Genomic DNA, 17,228 nt, shown 5'->3' with positions numbered 1-17,228 from the left:
ACCGAATAGATAAACATGATATTAAGAGAGGATTTTTTACCTTCATTCAGAGATTCCGACCGCAACGGTTTAATCAGCTTAAAAGGTTACCTGAGCTGTTTCCTTGATGCTTGTACGGTTTTGATGAACGGAATTAACAGAAGCAACGACGAGCTGTTTGAAAAATACGGAGTTAATTGTATTTATACAAAATATGTGGTTCATGTATACAGAGATATTGATATCAGGAGCAATATCGTGTCGGAAACATGGCTTGAAAAGCCAAAATCACAAATTATTACATACTTTTCAACAGATTTTTTAAGAGACGGTGAAGTTGTGGCTTCCGCAAGAGCCGAAGCGTGTGCATTTGACAGAAAAAAACTTAAAATAGATAAATTGGAGAGAATAGACCTACCGGACGGATTTATGGAACCAAGAAAAGCCATGTCCGGACCTGTAAGTAAATTTAAAGCCTTAGCACAAGATGATGAAATGTATGTTTATTCTCACAAAGTAAGGTATACGGATTTAGACAGCAACGAGCACATGACGAATTTAAAGTATGTTGATTTAGTTATTGATGTATTTGACGGTTCATTCTATAAAGAAAATATGATATCGGATTTTGAAATTCATTTTATGAATCAATGTTTTGAGGGTGAAGAGGTCAGGATATATAAAGGAAAATCATCCGAAGATAAAAATATATATTTTGTAACGGTATACAAGGAAAACGGTGATGTTGCCGTTAAAACAAAAATAAGAGTTAGCAATAGGTAATTTTTTAAAAAAGGGGTTTACAAAATATTGCCGACATGTTAAAGTAAACCATGTAGTTAGCACCCCCTAACTACATGTGCTCTTACTAAGTTTATTTCTTAATAACTGTATAACAAAACAAACATTTTATAAAAACACAAAAGCCTACTTAATTAAGGGGGCGGCATACTTAAGCCGCTCCTTTTTCTCAGAAACATTAGTTAGCTATTGCTAACATATCGGTACAGCCGATATACAACCCGATAATTAATTATAACAATAAGAATTTAGAAATTAAAAGCAAAATGATTTTACGGCTTATTGCAAGGCGGAACAGTCAGTCCGTAACGCATAAGTATTTAACGGTATAAAATCATAATTAACGGAAACAACACAAAATTAATATTTACGGTTAATGTAAAGTAAAAATTGACACGGGAAAGAGCCATACGGTAAAAGATTGATTTTTAAATAATGATGATAACACACGGTATTAATAATATTGAAGGAAGGACATATAAATGGTATATGAAAATGCGAAACATGTATCCCCGATTAAATACTCTCAATGTCTTGACAGATATATTATTGAATACTGCGCGCCAACCCTTGCGGGAATGAAAACAGGAGGGATGTTCAGAATAAAATTTTCGTCTGAATCGAAAATGAATGCGGAAATTCAAAATATGAAAAATATTTTAAAACCGAAGAAGGTATCCTTAACGGTTCTTAAAAGTACCGGTACCAACGCTCTTATTTATGTATTCAGGGAAGATAAATTAAAAAATGATTTAAAAAATCCCGACTTAGACAATTTGCTCGATGAATTAGGCTATTCTAAGGGCGGTATAAATACGGTTTTAAGGCAACTGAAAGAGAGAATGACTGAAAACGGAGATTTCCCACATGAAATAGGTGCCTTTTTAGGGTATCCTCCCAAAGATGTGATAGGATTTGTTAAAAACAAAGGAAGCAATTGCTTATGTTCCGGATGGTGGAAGGTATACCATGATGCGGAAAATGCAAAGAAGATGTTTTTAAAATTTGATAAATGCAGAGAATTATATAAAAAACTGTACATGTCGGGAAAAACCGCTTTGCAGTTAGCGGTTGCCGCATAAATCCGGATTAAGCGTAAATCGGGAATCATATAATATTAAGATTTTGATATATGGAGGTTTATATGGGTAAAGTTGCCGTAGTATATTGGAGCGGTACGGGCAATACCGAAAAAATGGCCGCTCAGATTGCTGAGAGTGCAAGAAAGTCGGGAAAAGAGGCTGATGTATATACATCGGCAGATTTTAAAGCCGATATGGCGGATGAATATGACGCCATTGCATTCGGATGCCCTTCAATGGGAGACGAAGTGCTTGAAGAAACGGAATTTGAGCCGATGTTCAATGAGTGCAAGAATAAACTTTCGGGAAAAAAGATAGCTTTATTCGGATCATACGGATGGGGCAGCGGAGAATGGATGGACGCATGGACAGAGGAATGTAAAGCATTGGGAGCCATACTTGTTCATGACAGCGTTATCGTTAATTATGAACCTGCAGACTCTGAGGAAGACTGCGTCTCTCTCGGAGCTGCTTTGGCAGGCTGAGGAATGTAATATGATAAAGACTGTTTTAAAAATCGACGGAATGTCCTGCGGAATGTGTGAATCACATATTAATGATGTAATCAGAAGAGAATTTAAGGTAAAAAAGGTAAGCTCATCTCATAAAAAAGGAGAAACAGTAATAATATCTGATGACAGCATGGATTATTCAAAGCTGAAAAATGAAATTAATAAAACAGGATACGATATTTTAGAGATAACCGAAGAACCGTATGAGAAAAAGAGACTGTTCGGTAAATAATATTTTCGACTGTTTTTAAACATTTAAAAAATAATTGTCATACAATAAGCCCGCCTTTCGGCGGGCTTATATTTTTATAAAACCGGTCTTTTGTATTTACAAAAGTTTCTTTTTTTTGAAAAGTATTATCATGAATACAACGACTGCAACGCAAAGACCGATAATAAACGGATATCCGTTTTCCAATCCCGGCATATTTACAAAATTCATTCCGAACCATCCGGTAATAAGGTTAAGAGGCATGAAAATGGCGGAAACAACAGTAAGTACACCCATACTTGAGTTTTGCTTTTTATCCATTTCGGATTGATATGCGTCCCGTACAAGCTGTGCGTAGTTAATAATATGAGAGGTTTTACTCATAAGTCTGTCTGCCCTGTCAGGAATGGTACCAAGGTATTTAACCTGATCGTGAGGGAAAAAATAGTTTTCGTTTTCTTCAAGCTCTTTACCCATATCCATTACTTCATCGTAATACGTGCGCAGAGTTAAAAGTTCTCTTCGGATAGGCATAAGCTGTTCCTGGAAATCTTCGATATTGCCTTCGGCAAGATCTTCCTCCATTTGCATAAGCTTACGTTCATATCTTGTAAGGACCTGTTGATCTCTTCTCATAAATTGAGTGAGAAAAAAGCATAAAAAACGTTCCTTAGTCATATCCGAAAGATTTTTTCTTTTTTTTATTCTTTGAATAAGGCGATATGAAAAGTTGGTATCGTCTATCAAAACGACATTTTCACCGTTTACAAAGAATATTATTTTATAACGGGGGCCGAGTATGTCAGAGAGTTTAGGTATAAATAAGGATCCGTACAAACATTCCTGTTGTGACTCAATCCTTGTAAAACCCACTTCTGAGAGTCTTATCTCACCTTCATATTCCATTTCGGCGAGATGCATATATTCTTCGCAGTGTTCCGTGTCTGTCAAAAACACATTTCCGTTTGTGTATTGATTAAGCTCGAATTCTTCTATTTCCTTGAGGTTTTCACTTAATGTAAATATCATTCGAATACCCTGGTATATAAAATATAGAACAATACATTTGCCGTATTATTCTGATGCGGCACACGTATTGTAGAAAGTTATATACATTACCTTTCCTTATTTTATTTATTATACGCATGCCGATGCGATGTTTTACTATACATCAAAGAGGCAGGTATAATCTAAGGTTGTACCCCAACCCGTTTTTATATCAATTATTAAATATACTATGCAACCGATAATGGTTCAAGTTTTATAATCGGTTTTTTAATTATTTTACATAGGATTGACACTGAGGTGCATTATTCGGAATAAATATACCTAATATGCATTTTGACCGTAGTATTATATTATTATATAATAAAAAACGTTGTTTTTAATAAGATCGAATTATAAACCATAACGTAATTTTTTTAAGTGAAAAACTTAAATACGGAGAACGATAAATGTTTAAAGATGTAACCCTGGGACAATACTATCCCGTTGATTCACCTGTACACAGGCTCGATCCGAGAGTAAAGCTGCTTGCGTTGGTAATATACATAGCATCGCTTTTCATCGGAGACACATTCGTCATGTTCATACCGGCGACCGCTTTTTTGGTGATGGTCGGAGTTTTGTCAAAGGTTCCGTTCGGGATTATTTTAAAAAGCATAAAGCCTATTTTGCCTTTAATCATAATAAGTGCCGCTTTTAATATATTTATGACTCCCGGAAACATTCTTTGCGGATGGTGGATATTTAATATTACTGACAAAGGTATATATGTAGCGGTTTTTATGGCTTGCAGATTGGCATATCTGATTGCGGGGTCGGCTTACCTTACTCTCACGACATCACCGAATTCCATAACGGACGGTCTGGAAAGCGGTCTTGGTTTTTTGAAAGTCATTAAGATGCCTGTGCATGAAATTGCCATGATGATGTCAATTGCTTTGAGATTTATACCGATTTTATCGGATGAAATGCAAAAAATAAGAAAAGCTCAAATGGCGAGAGGCGCGGACTTTGAATCAGGAAATCTGATTAAAAGGGCAAAAGCTCTTATTCCTCTCCTTGTACCCTTGTTTGTTTCTGCATTTATGAGGGCAAATGAGCTTTCACTTGCAATGGATGCAAGATGTTACAGGGGGTCTGAGGGAAGGACGAAAATGAAACCGCTAAAGCACAAGCCGTCAGATTATGCGGGATATATTATACTATTTATATATTTGGCGGTTGTTATTTTATTGAGAATATTTTTACCTGTCTGGTAATGCTGTTTTTAATATGGCATTAGGGTATTTAAGATAAAATATTATATACGGCTTAAATAATAAATATACGGAGAGGATGTTTATTCTCTCCGTTTTGTATAAATATGGTAAAATGTGTTGCATGCTTCATATAAAAAGACAATTAACAAAGGATATGGAAATGGCCGGAAAAAAAGAAAAAGCAAATAAAAAATTAAAACGTGTAATGTTAATAGTTTCATATAACGGAAAAAATTATTGCGGTTGGCAGAGACAGCCGGGGAAAGCAACCATAGAAGGAGAGCTTGAGAAAGCCATAAGTCAGATTGCCGGCAAGGAAATTGAAGTAACGGGTGCCAGCAGAACAGATGCGGGAGTTCATGCGTTGGGAAATGTTGCGGTATTTGATACGGATATGAATATTCCGGGGGAGAAGTGGGCGTATGCCGTTAATACGGTATTGCCGAGCGATATAAGCGTAGTGGGATCAAGCATTATACCATTAGATTTTCATCCAAGACGTTGCGATACTGAAAAAACATATGAATATACTCTTATTAACAGCAGATTTCCCGTTCCTTTATACAGTGATTATGCATGGCATATTCCGTACAGACTGGATATAGAAAAAATGAGAAAGGCAGCTTCATACCTGATAGGTCCACATGATTTTAAAAGTTTTTGCTCCGTAAATACACAGGCAAAGAGTACCGTTAGGACCGTTTTTTCCATAGATATAGTTGAAGAACATTTAAGAGATGATTTTTATCCTTATGATGAATTTGACGAATACGGCTGTGAAACAGATTTTTCGTGCAGGGATGATCAGGTTTATGCCGATGAAGGTGACGGTAACAGCCCTATGCTCGGTGACGGCGGAAAAATTTGCGAACCGGATGAGGATATATTTGCAAACGAAGAATATGATGTTTATGAACTTGCATACAATCATACATTTGAAGGGAAGAAGATAACAATACGAATAAAAGGTGACGGATTTCTCTATAACATGGTAAGAATAATTACCGGAACACTTGTAGATGTGGGGAAGGGACGGTTTAAACCCGAAACCGTTTCAAAGATGCTTCAAAAAACAGACAGGACATACAGCGGCCAGACAGCTCCTCCTCAGGGATTGTCTCTTATTAATATAGATTTTATGATTTAACAAGAGTATAATACCAACAGTTATTTTAAAAAATGTTTTGTCAGGTAGGAAAAATGTCTTTAAAAAAATTGAAAAGTAACTATGGTGAGATTATCAGTTATCTCATCGTAGGCGTACTCACAACAGTTGTGAGTATGGGGGTTTATTACGGCCTTGTGCTTACGGTATTGGATCCAAATGATGCAATATTGCTGCAGGCAGCAAATGTAATATCATGGGTAGCGGCCGTTACGTTTGCATATTTTACAAACAGAAAGTTTGTGTTTAAGAGCAAAGAGAAAAATATGTTAAAAGAAGCCGCCAAGTTTTACGGCTCAAGAGTTGTAACCTTGCTCATGGATATGGCTTTGATGTTTATTCTTGTTACACTTATCGGCATGAATGATAAGTGGGCGAAGATTATTGTGCAAATAGTGGTTATGGCCGCAAATTATTTTTTAAGTAAATTATTTGTTTTCAACGCAAGAAAAAAGAGAAGGAATGCAAAAAATACAGAGGGTAATGTTCTTAATGATTCAGAATAATCCGAAATTTTTAACCTGAAGCCGGGGAGGCTGATTTTTATATACATATCCTCTGAGGTGGGTTATACTGGATTCGGTATTTGTGTGACAATACATTGTATAAAAACGACGAAGGAGTAATGTAATGGCTAAAATTAAAGATACTACGGATAAGTTGGTTTACGGACATGAGGGATGGCTTGAAGATTATTTATTTCATTATCATGCGGGAGATACCATTCTTACAAAGTTCAACTGGGGACATGACATGAAAAGGGACGGACTTCCAAGACTTTTTGAATTGGATATTAAGGCCTTCGGTCCAAAGGGTGATGTATATCCCGTAGAAACAGAAGAAACGGGTGAAGAATATGTTCAGCTTTCCACGGATACCGACAGGGAAGGAATGTATATTTTTTCAGGAGTATATGATAACTGCTATGCCGAATATCCGGACAATGTATGGAAGAAGGGTACAAGAGAAGCTCATCCTGATGCAATAAGCGTGGGAAGATATGTACAGAGTTACAGCAACTGCATTTCCGTGGGACACAGCGGCGACACAAATGTCTTTGATGCACCTCTTCCTACTTCGCTTCTTCCGGTTAACCCTAAATATGTGGTAGGCAATGAACTTACATTTGTTCTTAAAACCGAAGGAAAGCCACAGAGTACGGATGACGTAATTATTATTTATGACGGAAAAGAAGGTCAGGAGATTAAAAAAGCCGTTATAGGAGAAGACGGAATTTTGAAATTTACACCTGAAAAAGCAGGAGTTTATGATATTATCGCCAGATATACCGTTCCGGCAAATGAATCAGATCCGTATGATGATACAAGATATACGGCCACTCACTGTTTCAGAGTAAAAGAACATGATGCGGAGCATTGATAAGCATCCGGGGATCGATAAATTAACATACAACCGATGAAAGTTCGATATGCATCTATATGCGAGGTATCGGCAGCGGTTCAAACTTATTATAAAATTAATATTCAAAACGCTAACAGAGCCACCGGTATATGCCGGTGGCTCTGTTAACACATTTACACTTTTTATTAATTTGCTAAATCATAATTAAACTTGGTTACATGCGAAACATATTAATATAGACAAGACAAGGTTTGTTTGCATTTATTCAGACATTAATTAATTGAGACTGTTACTAAATGTCGTTTCAAGTTATTTATAATTTATGTTTGTATTATATGTTTCTTATATGGTATTAAAAAGTGCCAAAAGAAAATTTTTTATTAGAACCAGCATATATTTTTGCCGAACAGCGGCTTTAAAACATTATTTGTAATTAACAAATATTAGATATATAATGTATAATTTAGATATTAGAATTTAATATTCAATTATTACGGATGATTAATGAGGATTTATATATGAAGATTGCCATAGATGCCAGAACGCTCGGTTCAAAACCAAGCGGTATAGGAATGTATCTTTTCGATTTTCTGAAAGAACTTGTAAAATATAAAGAATTTGATATCTGTCTTATAACCGATGTCACAAAAAGTGAATACATAAAGAGCTGTTCCAAGATGGGGATGAAAATAATTGCCTACGGCAAGCCTGTAAAAACATACGAAGTATTTTCATACTTCGGATTTATTCAAAAACAGCTGAATATAATCAAGCCGGACGTATTTTGGGAAGTTAACAATCTGATTCCGAGAAAGTTAAAGGGTAAATTCAAGACCGTTGTTACCATACATGATATGTTTCCGATTACACATGCAGGTGATGTGGGAAGAGTATACGGCATGTACTTTAAACATTTTATGAAAAGCACCGTTTCTCACGCCGACTGCATCCTTTATAATTCAACGGAAACAAAAAAGCAGACCGTGAGATTCTATCCTGAAGCAAAAACAAAAAAGAGCATGGTAACACATATAATCGTCGACCGAATAAAGAATGTTCCTGAGATTAGGGATGACGGATATTTTCTGTATGTGGGGAATATGGAAAAGAGAAAGGGTGTAGATATACTTCTTGCAGCATATGCCCTCTATAAAAAGCGCGGGGGAGAAAAAAATCTTCTTCTTGCGGGAAAGCTGAACGATAAATATATCAGAAATCAGGTATACAGGGCAATGCAGCTCAGCAGAGATATTGAATACATGAACTATGTATCACAAAAGAAGAAGAATGAACTCTATGCCCATTGTTCTTGTTTTATATTTCCGTCAAAAGCCGAAGGTTTCGGAATGCCCGTAGTTGAGGTTATGCAGTTTAATAAACCGGTGATAGTGGGAGATTTATCCATATATGACGAAATAGTCGGAGATTGTGTCAACAGATTTAATATTTCCGGCGAATATACGGTAGAGGCGCTGTCGGACGCCATGGAAAATTATAATGCAAATGTGGATGTCGCATCATACAACAGAGTGCTGGACAGTTATGCGCCGGAAGTTTTGGGGGAGAAACTCAAAAAATTCTTTTTGAGTATACGATAAATTTAAGGCTATGTGATTAGATTAGGAGAGCGGAATGGATTTAGGCAATACTATTCTTGATATAGGACATAAAGTAAGACCGGTAGCAGGCAAATTTGTGCCGCAATTTATAATAGATAAAATATATGAGATATTGACTAACAATACCGGTAAAATGGCCGTGCATAAGTTTAAGACCGAGCCGAAGAAAAAGTTTAATCCGGTCAGATTCAAAAAAGGTATCAATCTGGTCGGAGACATTGAGTCTGCCACGGGGATAGGTCAGAGCATGAGACTTTTGGGCGGAGTTATGGAAGATCAAAACATTCCCTTTGCAACACATCAATTCTCTTTGTGCGAAGACGGATTTTCTCAGGAGAATCCGTTTAAAGATAAAAATACAGACGGATACCCTTACGGAATTAATTTATTTCACATTAACACCGCCGATTTTCCGAACGCGTATTTAAAGCTCGGTCCCAAGCCGTGGAGCGGGCATTATAACATTGCTCATTGGGTGTGGGAATTAGAGGAGCTGCCTGAAAAGTGGATACCTTATATGTGTATGGCGGATGAGTTTTGGACTCCTTCCGAATTTGCTTCAAGTGTATTCAGAAAGTATACCAATAAAAAAGTAGTTACCGTACCTCACAGCGTAACTGCTCCGTATGATGAGAAGTATGACAGGAAATATTTCGGCCTGCCGGAGGACAGATTTCTGTTCCTTACAATGTATGCCTCCGATTCTCTTGTTGAAAGAAAAAATCCACAGGCGGTTGTCAGAGCATTCAAAAAGGCGTTTAAGAAAAATGATCCTTCGGTCGGACTTGTAATTAAAGTTGTTCCTTCAAAGCACAGAACGGGAGACATAGACGAACTGAAAAGAATGACCGCAGGTTATGATAATGTTTATTTCTTAACCGGTGAATACGAAAAAATTGAAGTTAACAGCATGATAAGAGATGTTGACGTATATGTTTCCCTGCATCGTTCCGAGGGATTCGGACTTACGCTTGCGGAAAGCATGATGCTCGGAACACCTACGATTGCCACCGACTGGTCCGGCAACGTGGAATTTCAGAACAGAGAAACGGCATGTATGGTTAATTATAAACTTGTAAATGTCGGAAAGAACATACCTCTTTTCCCGGAGGGATCAAAATGGGCGGAAGCAAGTTTTGAACATGCAGCGGGTTACATGAGAAAGCTTTATACGGACAGGGAGTTCTATAACAAAATCAGAGATAATGCGCTTAAAAGTATCAACAATCAACTTTCAAAGGAAAGCGTCGGAAAAATAATAAAAAAGAGAATCAATGCCATATATAATAAAGCATTGAAAAACAGTAAATAAACTACAATACAATCGGAGAAATTAAAGTGAATCCTATCAGAGAAGTTTATAATTACAGAGAAATGATAAAAAGCCTGGTGAGAAAAAACTTAAGGGGCAGATACAAAGGTTCTGTTCTCGGCTTTTTATGGACATTTATCAACCCGCTTCTTCAGCTCGTTGTATATACACTGGTATTCTCTGTAATTATGAGAAGTGAACATGAGCAATATTACCTTTTTCTCTTTGTTGCTCTCATACCGTGGATATTCTTTTCCACCAGCCTGACGGACGGCTCAAGATGTGTTTTGGATGAGAAGGACATGATAAAGAAAATTTATTTTCCGAGGGCTGTCCTGCCTATATCCACCGTTACAAGCGCATTTATCAATATGTTGCTGTCGTTTATAGTTGTAATTGCAGTTACGTTATTTTCGGGGCGCGGAATCGACCCGGTTGCACTGCTGGGACTGCCGATCGTAATGGCGGTGCAATATATTCTTTGTCTCGGATTCGCAATGATAGTGTCGGGAATAACCGTATATTTAAGGGATATGCAGTACATTCTCGGAATAATTACAATGGCATGGCAGTATGTTACTCCAGTAATGTATGACGTCAGCCTTGTACCTGACAGACTCAGGTTTATATTCTACGCTAATCCGATGACACCTATAATAGAAATATACAGAGACATACTTTATTATAAGCAATTTCCGGACATGACTAACCTGATATATGCTTTAATCGTCGGAATTGCCAGTCTGATAATAGGCTGGGCTGTATTTAATAAATTACAAAAAGGCTTTGCGGAAACGTTCTAAAGCGTACCGGATTGTTGGGAGAATATTATGGAATCAAGTGAAAATGCTATCGAAGTTAGAAATGTGTCGAAGCATTTTAAAGTTTATTTCGATAAAGGAAATGAATTAAAAGAGCGAATGCTCTTTTGGAAACGTAATAAGTTTGAATTAAGAAAAGTTTTGGATAATATTTCGTTTTCAATAAAAAAAGGTGAAGCGGTAGGGCTTGTAGGCAAGAACGGGTGCGGAAAATCAACAACTCTTAAGTTGCTGACAAAAATAATATATCCGTCTTCGGGAAGCATAGAACTAAAAGGAAGAGTATCAAGCCTTATAGAGCTCGGAGCGGGCTTCCATCCGGATATGAGCGGAAGAGAGAATATATACATCAATGCGTCTATTTTCGGTCTCACCAAAAAAGAGATAGATGAAAGAATTGAAGATATCATAGATTTCTCGGAGCTTAGAGAATATATAGATAATCCGGTCAGAACATATTCATCGGGTATGTATATGCGACTTGCATTTTCGGTTGCCATTAACGTAAATGCAGATGTGCTCCTTATTGATGAGATTCTCGCTGTAGGAGATGCCAACTTCCAGGCAAAGTGCTTTAATAAATTAAGAGAAATAAAAAAAAGCGGAGTGACAATAGTTATAGTATCTCATTCGCTTGGACAGATAGAGCTGTTTTGTGACAAGTCTATTTGGATAAAAGAAGGTCATGTTGAAATGATCGGGGAACCCAAGGATGTACATCTTAAATATCTTGATTATATGAATGAATTACAGCAGGCCAAATTAGACGAAGAAAATGTCAACTGGATTATCGAGCAAAATAAGACCGGAGATGATGAATTTGACAAATATAAATTTCCTCCGAGCATGAAAGGCGAGCACAGCGGAGATGCAAGAGCGGTATTTGTGCAAAAAGCTCTTTTGGATTCCGACGGTAACGAAAAATATACTTTTGAAACCGGCGAAAGCTTTAAAATGGAGCTCAGCTATAAATTAAGACAAAAGATAGAGGATGCGGTATTCGGTTTCGGAATATTCAGAGGAGACGGATTATGGGTTCACGGAACCAATACCAGAATAGACAGATTTTCTAACTTTGATATCGATAAAGACGGCGGATATAATGTTACATTTAATAATGTCAATTTAATACCGGGTAAATATTGGATAGACATTACCATTGAATACGGGGACGGAATACCTGTTGATTATTACAGGCATGCAATAGAATTTAATGTGGTTTCCCACCTTACGGATGTCGGTGTTGTCAGATTCGATCATGAGTGGGAATTGGATATATAATTTTTGCTGTATGGCATTTTTATTAATACGTACTATAATTTATTGACTTATGGAGAAAAGGGTATGTCAGATGAAGTTAAAATTGCCGTTGCCGGAACAGGATATGTCGGTATGAGCCTGGCTGTTCTTTTGGCACAGCATAATAAAGTTATTGCGGTAGATGTTGTTGAAGAAAAAGTCAATATGATCAACAAAAAGCTCTCACCTATTGCAGACAGAGAAATTGAAGAATATCTTAAAACGAAAGAGTTAAATTTAACTGCTTCAACGGATGCGGAATATGCATACAGCAACGCCGACTATGTTATAGTAGCTGTTCCTACAAATTATGATACGGATAAGAATTTCTTTGATACTTCCGCAGTGGAAAGTGTTATTGAATCAGTGCTTTCATACAATAAGGACGCGGTAATAGTAATCAAATCAACAATTCCGGTGGGGTATACGGAGAGAGTAAGAGAAAAATACAAAGCCGACATTATATTCAGTCCGGAATTTTTAAGAGAAAGCAAAGCTCTGTATGATAATTTATATCCAAGCCGAATAATAGTCGGGGTAGATCTCGGAGACGACAGCCTGAAGCGGCGTGCCGAAAAATTTGTTGAATTGCTTACGGAAAGCGCAATAAAAGAGAATATTGATACCTTAATCATGGGGAGCACCGAGGCGGAGGCCGTTAAATTATTTGCCAATACGTATCTTGCCCTGAGAGTATCGTTTTTCAATGAGCTGGACACATATGCGGAAATGAAGGGGATTAACACGGAAAACATAATAAACGGTGTCTGCCTTGATCCGAGAATAGGAACGGGATACAATAATCCGTCTTTCGGATACGGGGGATATTGCCTTCCGAAGGACACTAAGCAGCTTCTTGCCAACTATCAGGATGTTCCGGAAAATCTGATGGAAGCTATCGTATTGAGCAACAGAACGCGAAAGGATTATATTTCCGACGTGGTTCAAAAAAAATTAGAGCATAACAAGGATAAAACAATAGGCATATACAGACTTGTTATGAAAACCAATTCGGATAATTTCAGAAACTCATCCATTCTTGGAGTAATAAAAAGACTTCACGGCGAAGGCTATAATTTAACAATTTATGAACCTACATTACACTCGGGAGATAAAATTCTGGGATGCGAGGTTGACAATGATATTGAAAAATTTAAGCGTTCGTCAGATATAATTTTAACTAACAGATATGACAGTTTCTTAGATGACGTATGTGAAAAAGTTTATACACGGGATATATTTCACAACGAATAAATCAATATTTGAGATAAATGCAGAAACAGGGGTTATTCCCCTGTTTTTTTATATTAACAGCAAAATATAAAAAAACCGTAAATTATTTTACATTCATTTTACATGTATATGCATGCGGATTTTACCGCCGTGAAATAAACTAATGACATCAGTTAAGATAAATTCAGGATATCTCAAAGGAGTCACAAAATGAAAAAGATTATCGGTACAATCGTATTAGCAACATCCGTAGGAGCGATATTTGCAGGCTGCGGCGCCGGAGCAGGATCATCTGACACAACAAAGCAGGCAGAGGGAGGCACCGTAACAACAGACGGTTCTACTTCCATGAGTAAAGTAATCGGAGCTTTAAGCGAAGCATATGAATCAAACACAGGCGTTACGGTAACATATAACGCAACCGGTTCAGGATCCGGTATTCAGGCAGTGCAGGAAGGAAGATGCGATATCGGACTTTCAAGCCGTTCATTAAAGGATGAGGAGAAGGCGAAAGGTCTTCAGGAAACAACTCTTGCACTTGACGGTATTGCAATAATCGTTAACCCTGAAAATCCGGTATCGGATATGAGTTTGGATACTATTACAAAAATTTACACAGGTGAAATCAGTAACTGGAAAGATGCCGGCGGAAATGACTCGGAAATAGTACTCATCGGTCGTGAAGCGGGAAGCGGTACAAGAGACGGATTTGAATCTATCACATATACAAAAGATAAGTGTAAATATCGTCAGGAATTAACTTCAACGGGTGATGTTATTGCCACGGTGGCAAGCAATCCTTCCGCAATAGGATATGCATCATTATCTGCGGTTAAAGATAACGTAAAGGCACTTAAAGTTAACGGAGTTGCTCCTTCGGAAGAAACGGTTAAGGACGGAAGCTACGTTGTACAACGTCCGTTTGTACTTGTAACGATGAAGGATAAAGAATTATCCGAAAATGCTAAGAACTTTATGGAGTACATTACTTCAAAATCCGCAAATGAAATTATAAGCGGCGCAGGTGTGGTTCCTGCAAATTAACAGCTGTAAGCGGCGGAAATAAAATTCCGTCGCTTATTAAAATTGAGGTCATATTATGAAAAAAAAGAAATTATTTGAAAATATCATACACGGTATTTTTCTTATACTCGGAACAATAACGGTGGGATTTGTTCTTGTAATCACAATATATCTCATCGTTTCGGGAATTCCGGCAATTGCGCAAATCGGACTCTTTAATTTCCTGTTCGGTCAGGAATGGGCATCCACGGCCGCAGAACCGAAATTCGGAATTTTACCTTTTATTTTATCAAGTGTATATGGTATGGCGGGAGCCATTGTTATAGGTGTTCCCATCGGATTTTTCACTGCGGTATTTTTATCAAAAGTTGCAAATAAAAAGGTAAGAGCAGCGGTTGGAGTTGCCGTTGATCTTCTTGCGGGGATTCCGTCGGTTGTATATGGCCTTGTGGGTATGCTTGTTCTCGTACCCGGAATCAGAATATTGTTTAAATTGTCTGACGGAGCAAGTCTTCTTGCGGCTGTTATAGTACTGGCGGTAATGATACTTCCAAACATTATTAAAATGTCGATGACGGCGCTTGATGCTGTTCCTAAGGAATATGAAGACGGTTCGCTGGCCCTCGGAGCAACAGCAACGGAGACATATTTCAGAGTTTCGGTTCCTGCCGCAAAAAGCGGAATTGCCGCAGCGGTGGTGCTTGGCGTGGGAAGAGCTATCGGCGAGACAATGGCGGTTATTATGGTTGCGGGAAATGTTGCCAATATGCCTACATTATTCGGAAGCGTGCGTTTTCTTACGACGGCCGTTGCAAGTGAGATGTCTTATTCAAGCCCCGGAAGTTTACAGAGAAATGCATTGTTTTCAATAGCCCTTGTGCTTTTCTTATTTATTATGCTTATTAATGCCACTCTTAATTTTCTTCTGAAAAGAGATAAGGAGAAATGATATGAACAGAAAAAGAAAATCATATATTGCATCGATGCGTGGATTGATGATCGTATCAACAGTAATTACCGTGGCATTGGTACTTTTCATACTTATATATGTATTTGTGAAGGGAGTTCCCAACATAACATGGGAATTACTTTCCACAAAACCGAGCTATTCGGCGGAGAGAATAGGTATTTTGCCTGATATTCTTAATACATTATATATTTTGCTTGCAACCCTTATCATAGTACTTCCGCTTGGCGTGGGAGCGGCTATTTATCTTACGGAATATGCCAAAAATAAAAAAATAGTTTCCATAATTGAATATGCCGCGGAGACATTATCCGGTATTCCTTCAATAATATACGGTCTTGTGGGAATGCTGCTGTTTTCAAACAATTTCGGTACAAGCCTTCTTGCCGGCTCATTAACTCTTGTTATTATGAATCTGCCTACGGTAATGAGAACCACACAGGAAAGTCTTAAGACCGTACCTCAGAGTTACAGGGAAGGAGCATTCGGCCTCGGTGCCGGAAAATGGAGAGTTATCCGTACCGTTGTACTTCCGGGATGCGTTGACGGAGTTATAACCGGATGTATATTGTCTGCAGGTCGAATTATAGGTGAATCCGCAGCATTACTGTTTACTGCAGGTTTTGCTCATGCCATACACGGTATATTGACGGGACTTTCTTCACCGGGAGCAACATTAACGGTTGCCCTCTATGTTTACGCAAAAGAGGAAGGTGAATTCGGCGTTGCATTTGCCATTGCGGCCATACTCATGATCTTAATGCTATTGATAAACTTATCGGCAACTTTAGTAGGAAAATATTTTGCCAAAAGGAGAAAAGTATGAGTGACATAATAACGGTTAAAGACCTGTGCCTTTGGTACGGTGAAAACGAGGCTTTAAAAAATATAAACATAAATATACCGGAAAAGAGTATCACGGCGTTAATAGGACCTTCGGGATGCGGTAAGTCCACATTTCTTAAAACTCTTAACAGAATGAACGACCTTGTGGGGAATGTTAAAATTACGGGCGAGGTATGCTACGAAGGTAAGAATATATTCGATAAAGATGTGGATGTAAATGAATTAAGACGTGATGTGGGTATGGTTTTTCAAAGACCGAACCCGTTTCCGATGAGTATATACGACAATATAGCATACGGTCCGAGAACCCATGGAATAACTAATAAGATAAAGTTAAATGAAATCGTGGAAAAGGCATTGAGAGATGCGGCAATTTGGGATGAGGTAAAGGACAGGCTTAAGAAAAGCGCACTCGGTCTTTCGGGCGGCCAGCAGCAGCGTCTTTGTATTGCCAGGGCTCTTGCCGTAAGTCCGAGAGTACTTCTTATGGATGAACCTACTTCGGCGCTTGATCCCATTTCAACTTCCAGAATAGAAGAGCTTACATTGCAGCTGAAGAAGGAATACACTATAATCATAGTAACTCATAATATGCAACAGGCTGTTCGTATTTCAGATAATACGGCATTCTTCCTTCTCGGCGAGTTGATAGAATTTGATGATACCGAAAAATTATTCTCACAGCCAAGTGAAAAGAGAACGGAAGATTATATAACGGGAAGGTTTGGTTAA

Annotated in this window: 18 protein-coding genes; 17 read left to right on the top strand and 1 reads right to left on the bottom strand. The window is 37.8% G+C overall.

What is annotated here, in order from left to right:
* Nucleotides 1-15 precede the first annotated feature (15 nt).
* The 4 genes from ACYQ1N_RS00610 (at nucleotide 16) to ACYQ1N_RS00595 (ending at nucleotide 2,606) form a co-directional block, all read left to right on the top strand.
* Nucleotides 16-762: a hypothetical protein gene (locus ACYQ1N_RS00610; RefSeq protein WP_459831484.1), complete on the top strand. Its 747-nt coding sequence runs from the start codon at nucleotides 16-18 to the stop codon at nucleotides 760-762.
* Between the two features lie 500 nt (nucleotides 763-1,262).
* On the top strand, nucleotides 1,263-1,862 hold the full coding sequence (locus ACYQ1N_RS00605) for a DUF3793 family protein (RefSeq protein ID WP_459831482.1): 600 nt from the start codon (nucleotides 1,263-1,265) through the stop codon (nucleotides 1,860-1,862).
* A 62-nt stretch (nucleotides 1,863-1,924) separates the two neighbouring features.
* A complete protein-coding gene (locus ACYQ1N_RS00600; protein ID WP_459831481.1) occupies nucleotides 1,925-2,347 on the top strand; it encodes a flavodoxin in 423 nt (140 codons plus the stop codon).
* Nucleotides 2,348-2,357: 10 nt separating this feature from the next.
* The gene (locus tag ACYQ1N_RS00595) at nucleotides 2,358-2,606 is read left to right on the top strand and encodes a heavy-metal-associated domain-containing protein (RefSeq protein WP_459831479.1); all 249 of its coding nucleotides are present in this window, start codon (nucleotides 2,358-2,360) and stop codon (nucleotides 2,604-2,606) included.
* Between the two features lie 96 nt (nucleotides 2,607-2,702).
* Here the strand turns inward: ACYQ1N_RS00595 and ACYQ1N_RS00590 are convergent, their stop codons facing one another.
* Nucleotides 2,703-3,614 carry a magnesium transporter CorA family protein gene (locus ACYQ1N_RS00590; RefSeq protein ID WP_459831478.1) on the bottom strand — a complete coding sequence of 304 codons (912 nt, stop codon included), beginning with the start codon at nucleotides 3,612-3,614 and terminating at the stop codon, nucleotides 2,703-2,705.
* 425 nt (nucleotides 3,615-4,039) lie between these two features.
* Here ACYQ1N_RS00590 and ACYQ1N_RS00585 point away from each other — a divergent pair, with 425 nt between their 5' ends.
* The 13 genes from ACYQ1N_RS00585 (at nucleotide 4,040) to pstB (ending at nucleotide 17,228) form a co-directional block, all read left to right on the top strand.
* Nucleotides 4,040-4,849 (top strand): energy-coupling factor transporter transmembrane component T family protein, encoded by an 810-nt coding sequence (locus ACYQ1N_RS00585; RefSeq protein WP_459831475.1) that lies wholly within the window; start codon nucleotides 4,040-4,042, stop codon nucleotides 4,847-4,849.
* Nucleotides 4,850-5,009: 160 nt separating this feature from the next.
* Nucleotides 5,010-5,996, top strand: a complete 987-nt coding sequence (truA, locus tag ACYQ1N_RS00580) for a tRNA pseudouridine(38-40) synthase TruA (RefSeq protein WP_459831472.1) — start codon at nucleotides 5,010-5,012, stop codon at nucleotides 5,994-5,996.
* Between the two features lie 53 nt (nucleotides 5,997-6,049).
* Entirely contained in the window at nucleotides 6,050-6,520 is a 471-nt protein-coding gene (locus tag ACYQ1N_RS00575; protein ID WP_459831469.1) for a GtrA family protein, read from the top strand.
* A 124-nt stretch (nucleotides 6,521-6,644) separates the two neighbouring features.
* Complete coding sequence (locus tag ACYQ1N_RS00570; protein ID WP_459831466.1) at nucleotides 6,645-7,394, top strand: DUF4198 domain-containing protein; 750 nt, start codon at nucleotides 6,645-6,647, stop codon at nucleotides 7,392-7,394.
* A 500-nt stretch (nucleotides 7,395-7,894) separates the two neighbouring features.
* Complete coding sequence (locus tag ACYQ1N_RS00565; protein ID WP_459831464.1) at nucleotides 7,895-8,974, top strand: glycosyltransferase family 4 protein; 1,080 nt, start codon at nucleotides 7,895-7,897, stop codon at nucleotides 8,972-8,974.
* 34 nt (nucleotides 8,975-9,008) lie between these two features.
* A complete protein-coding gene (locus ACYQ1N_RS00560; protein WP_459831461.1) occupies nucleotides 9,009-10,307 on the top strand; it encodes a glycosyltransferase family 4 protein in 1,299 nt (432 codons plus the stop codon).
* A 26-nt stretch (nucleotides 10,308-10,333) separates the two neighbouring features.
* Nucleotides 10,334-11,110: an ABC transporter permease gene (locus tag ACYQ1N_RS00555; RefSeq protein ID WP_459831459.1), complete on the top strand. Its 777-nt coding sequence runs from the start codon at nucleotides 10,334-10,336 to the stop codon at nucleotides 11,108-11,110.
* A 27-nt stretch (nucleotides 11,111-11,137) separates the two neighbouring features.
* Nucleotides 11,138-12,409, top strand: a complete 1,272-nt coding sequence (locus tag ACYQ1N_RS00550) for an ABC transporter ATP-binding protein (RefSeq protein WP_459831456.1) — start codon at nucleotides 11,138-11,140, stop codon at nucleotides 12,407-12,409.
* Between the two features lie 63 nt (nucleotides 12,410-12,472).
* Complete coding sequence (locus ACYQ1N_RS00545; RefSeq protein ID WP_459831453.1) at nucleotides 12,473-13,681, top strand: nucleotide sugar dehydrogenase; 1,209 nt, start codon at nucleotides 12,473-12,475, stop codon at nucleotides 13,679-13,681.
* A 189-nt stretch (nucleotides 13,682-13,870) separates the two neighbouring features.
* Nucleotides 13,871-14,704 (top strand): phosphate ABC transporter substrate-binding protein, encoded by an 834-nt coding sequence (locus tag ACYQ1N_RS00540; RefSeq protein WP_459831450.1) that lies wholly within the window; start codon nucleotides 13,871-13,873, stop codon nucleotides 14,702-14,704.
* Between the two features lie 55 nt (nucleotides 14,705-14,759).
* On the top strand, nucleotides 14,760-15,632 hold the full coding sequence (gene pstC, locus ACYQ1N_RS00535; RefSeq protein WP_459831447.1) for a phosphate ABC transporter permease subunit PstC: 873 nt from the start codon (nucleotides 14,760-14,762) through the stop codon (nucleotides 15,630-15,632).
* Nucleotide 15,633: 1 nt separating this feature from the next.
* Nucleotides 15,634-16,476, top strand: a complete 843-nt coding sequence (gene pstA, locus ACYQ1N_RS00530) for a phosphate ABC transporter permease PstA (RefSeq protein ID WP_459831445.1) — start codon at nucleotides 15,634-15,636, stop codon at nucleotides 16,474-16,476.
* Nucleotides 16,473-17,228, top strand: a complete 756-nt coding sequence (gene pstB / locus ACYQ1N_RS00525; RefSeq protein WP_459831442.1) for a phosphate ABC transporter ATP-binding protein PstB — start codon at nucleotides 16,473-16,475, stop codon at nucleotides 17,226-17,228. The genes pstA and pstB overlap by 4 nt, the downstream gene beginning before the upstream one ends.

Source organism: Howardella ureilytica, assembly GCF_054657495.1.
This window is presented reverse-complemented; position numbering and strand designations above follow the sequence as displayed.

Coding starts and splice junctions, on each gene's coding strand:
- ACYQ1N_RS00610 (WP_459831484.1), top strand. CDS start 16: ATGATATTAAGAGAGGATTTTTTACCTTCATTCAGAGATTCCGACCGC.
- ACYQ1N_RS00605 (WP_459831482.1), top strand. CDS start 1,263: ATGGTATATGAAAATGCGAAACATGTATCCCCGATTAAATACTCTCAA.
- ACYQ1N_RS00600 (WP_459831481.1), top strand. CDS start 1,925: ATGGGTAAAGTTGCCGTAGTATATTGGAGCGGTACGGGCAATACCGAA.
- ACYQ1N_RS00595 (WP_459831479.1), top strand. CDS start 2,358: ATGATAAAGACTGTTTTAAAAATCGACGGAATGTCCTGCGGAATGTGT.
- ACYQ1N_RS00590 (WP_459831478.1), bottom strand. CDS start 3,614: ATGATATTTACATTAAGTGAAAACCTCAAGGAAATAGAAGAATTCGAG.
- ACYQ1N_RS00585 (WP_459831475.1), top strand. CDS start 4,040: ATGTTTAAAGATGTAACCCTGGGACAATACTATCCCGTTGATTCACCT.
- truA (WP_459831472.1), top strand. CDS start 5,010: ATGGCCGGAAAAAAAGAAAAAGCAAATAAAAAATTAAAACGTGTAATG.
- ACYQ1N_RS00575 (WP_459831469.1), top strand. CDS start 6,050: ATGTCTTTAAAAAAATTGAAAAGTAACTATGGTGAGATTATCAGTTAT.
- ACYQ1N_RS00570 (WP_459831466.1), top strand. CDS start 6,645: ATGGCTAAAATTAAAGATACTACGGATAAGTTGGTTTACGGACATGAG.
- ACYQ1N_RS00565 (WP_459831464.1), top strand. CDS start 7,895: ATGAAGATTGCCATAGATGCCAGAACGCTCGGTTCAAAACCAAGCGGT.
- ACYQ1N_RS00560 (WP_459831461.1), top strand. CDS start 9,009: ATGGATTTAGGCAATACTATTCTTGATATAGGACATAAAGTAAGACCG.
- ACYQ1N_RS00550 (WP_459831456.1), top strand. CDS start 11,138: ATGGAATCAAGTGAAAATGCTATCGAAGTTAGAAATGTGTCGAAGCAT.
- ACYQ1N_RS00545 (WP_459831453.1), top strand. CDS start 12,473: ATGTCAGATGAAGTTAAAATTGCCGTTGCCGGAACAGGATATGTCGGT.
- ACYQ1N_RS00540 (WP_459831450.1), top strand. CDS start 13,871: ATGAAAAAGATTATCGGTACAATCGTATTAGCAACATCCGTAGGAGCG.
- pstC (WP_459831447.1), top strand. CDS start 14,760: ATGAAAAAAAAGAAATTATTTGAAAATATCATACACGGTATTTTTCTT.
- pstA (WP_459831445.1), top strand. CDS start 15,634: ATGAACAGAAAAAGAAAATCATATATTGCATCGATGCGTGGATTGATG.
- pstB (WP_459831442.1), top strand. CDS start 16,473: ATGAGTGACATAATAACGGTTAAAGACCTGTGCCTTTGGTACGGTGAA.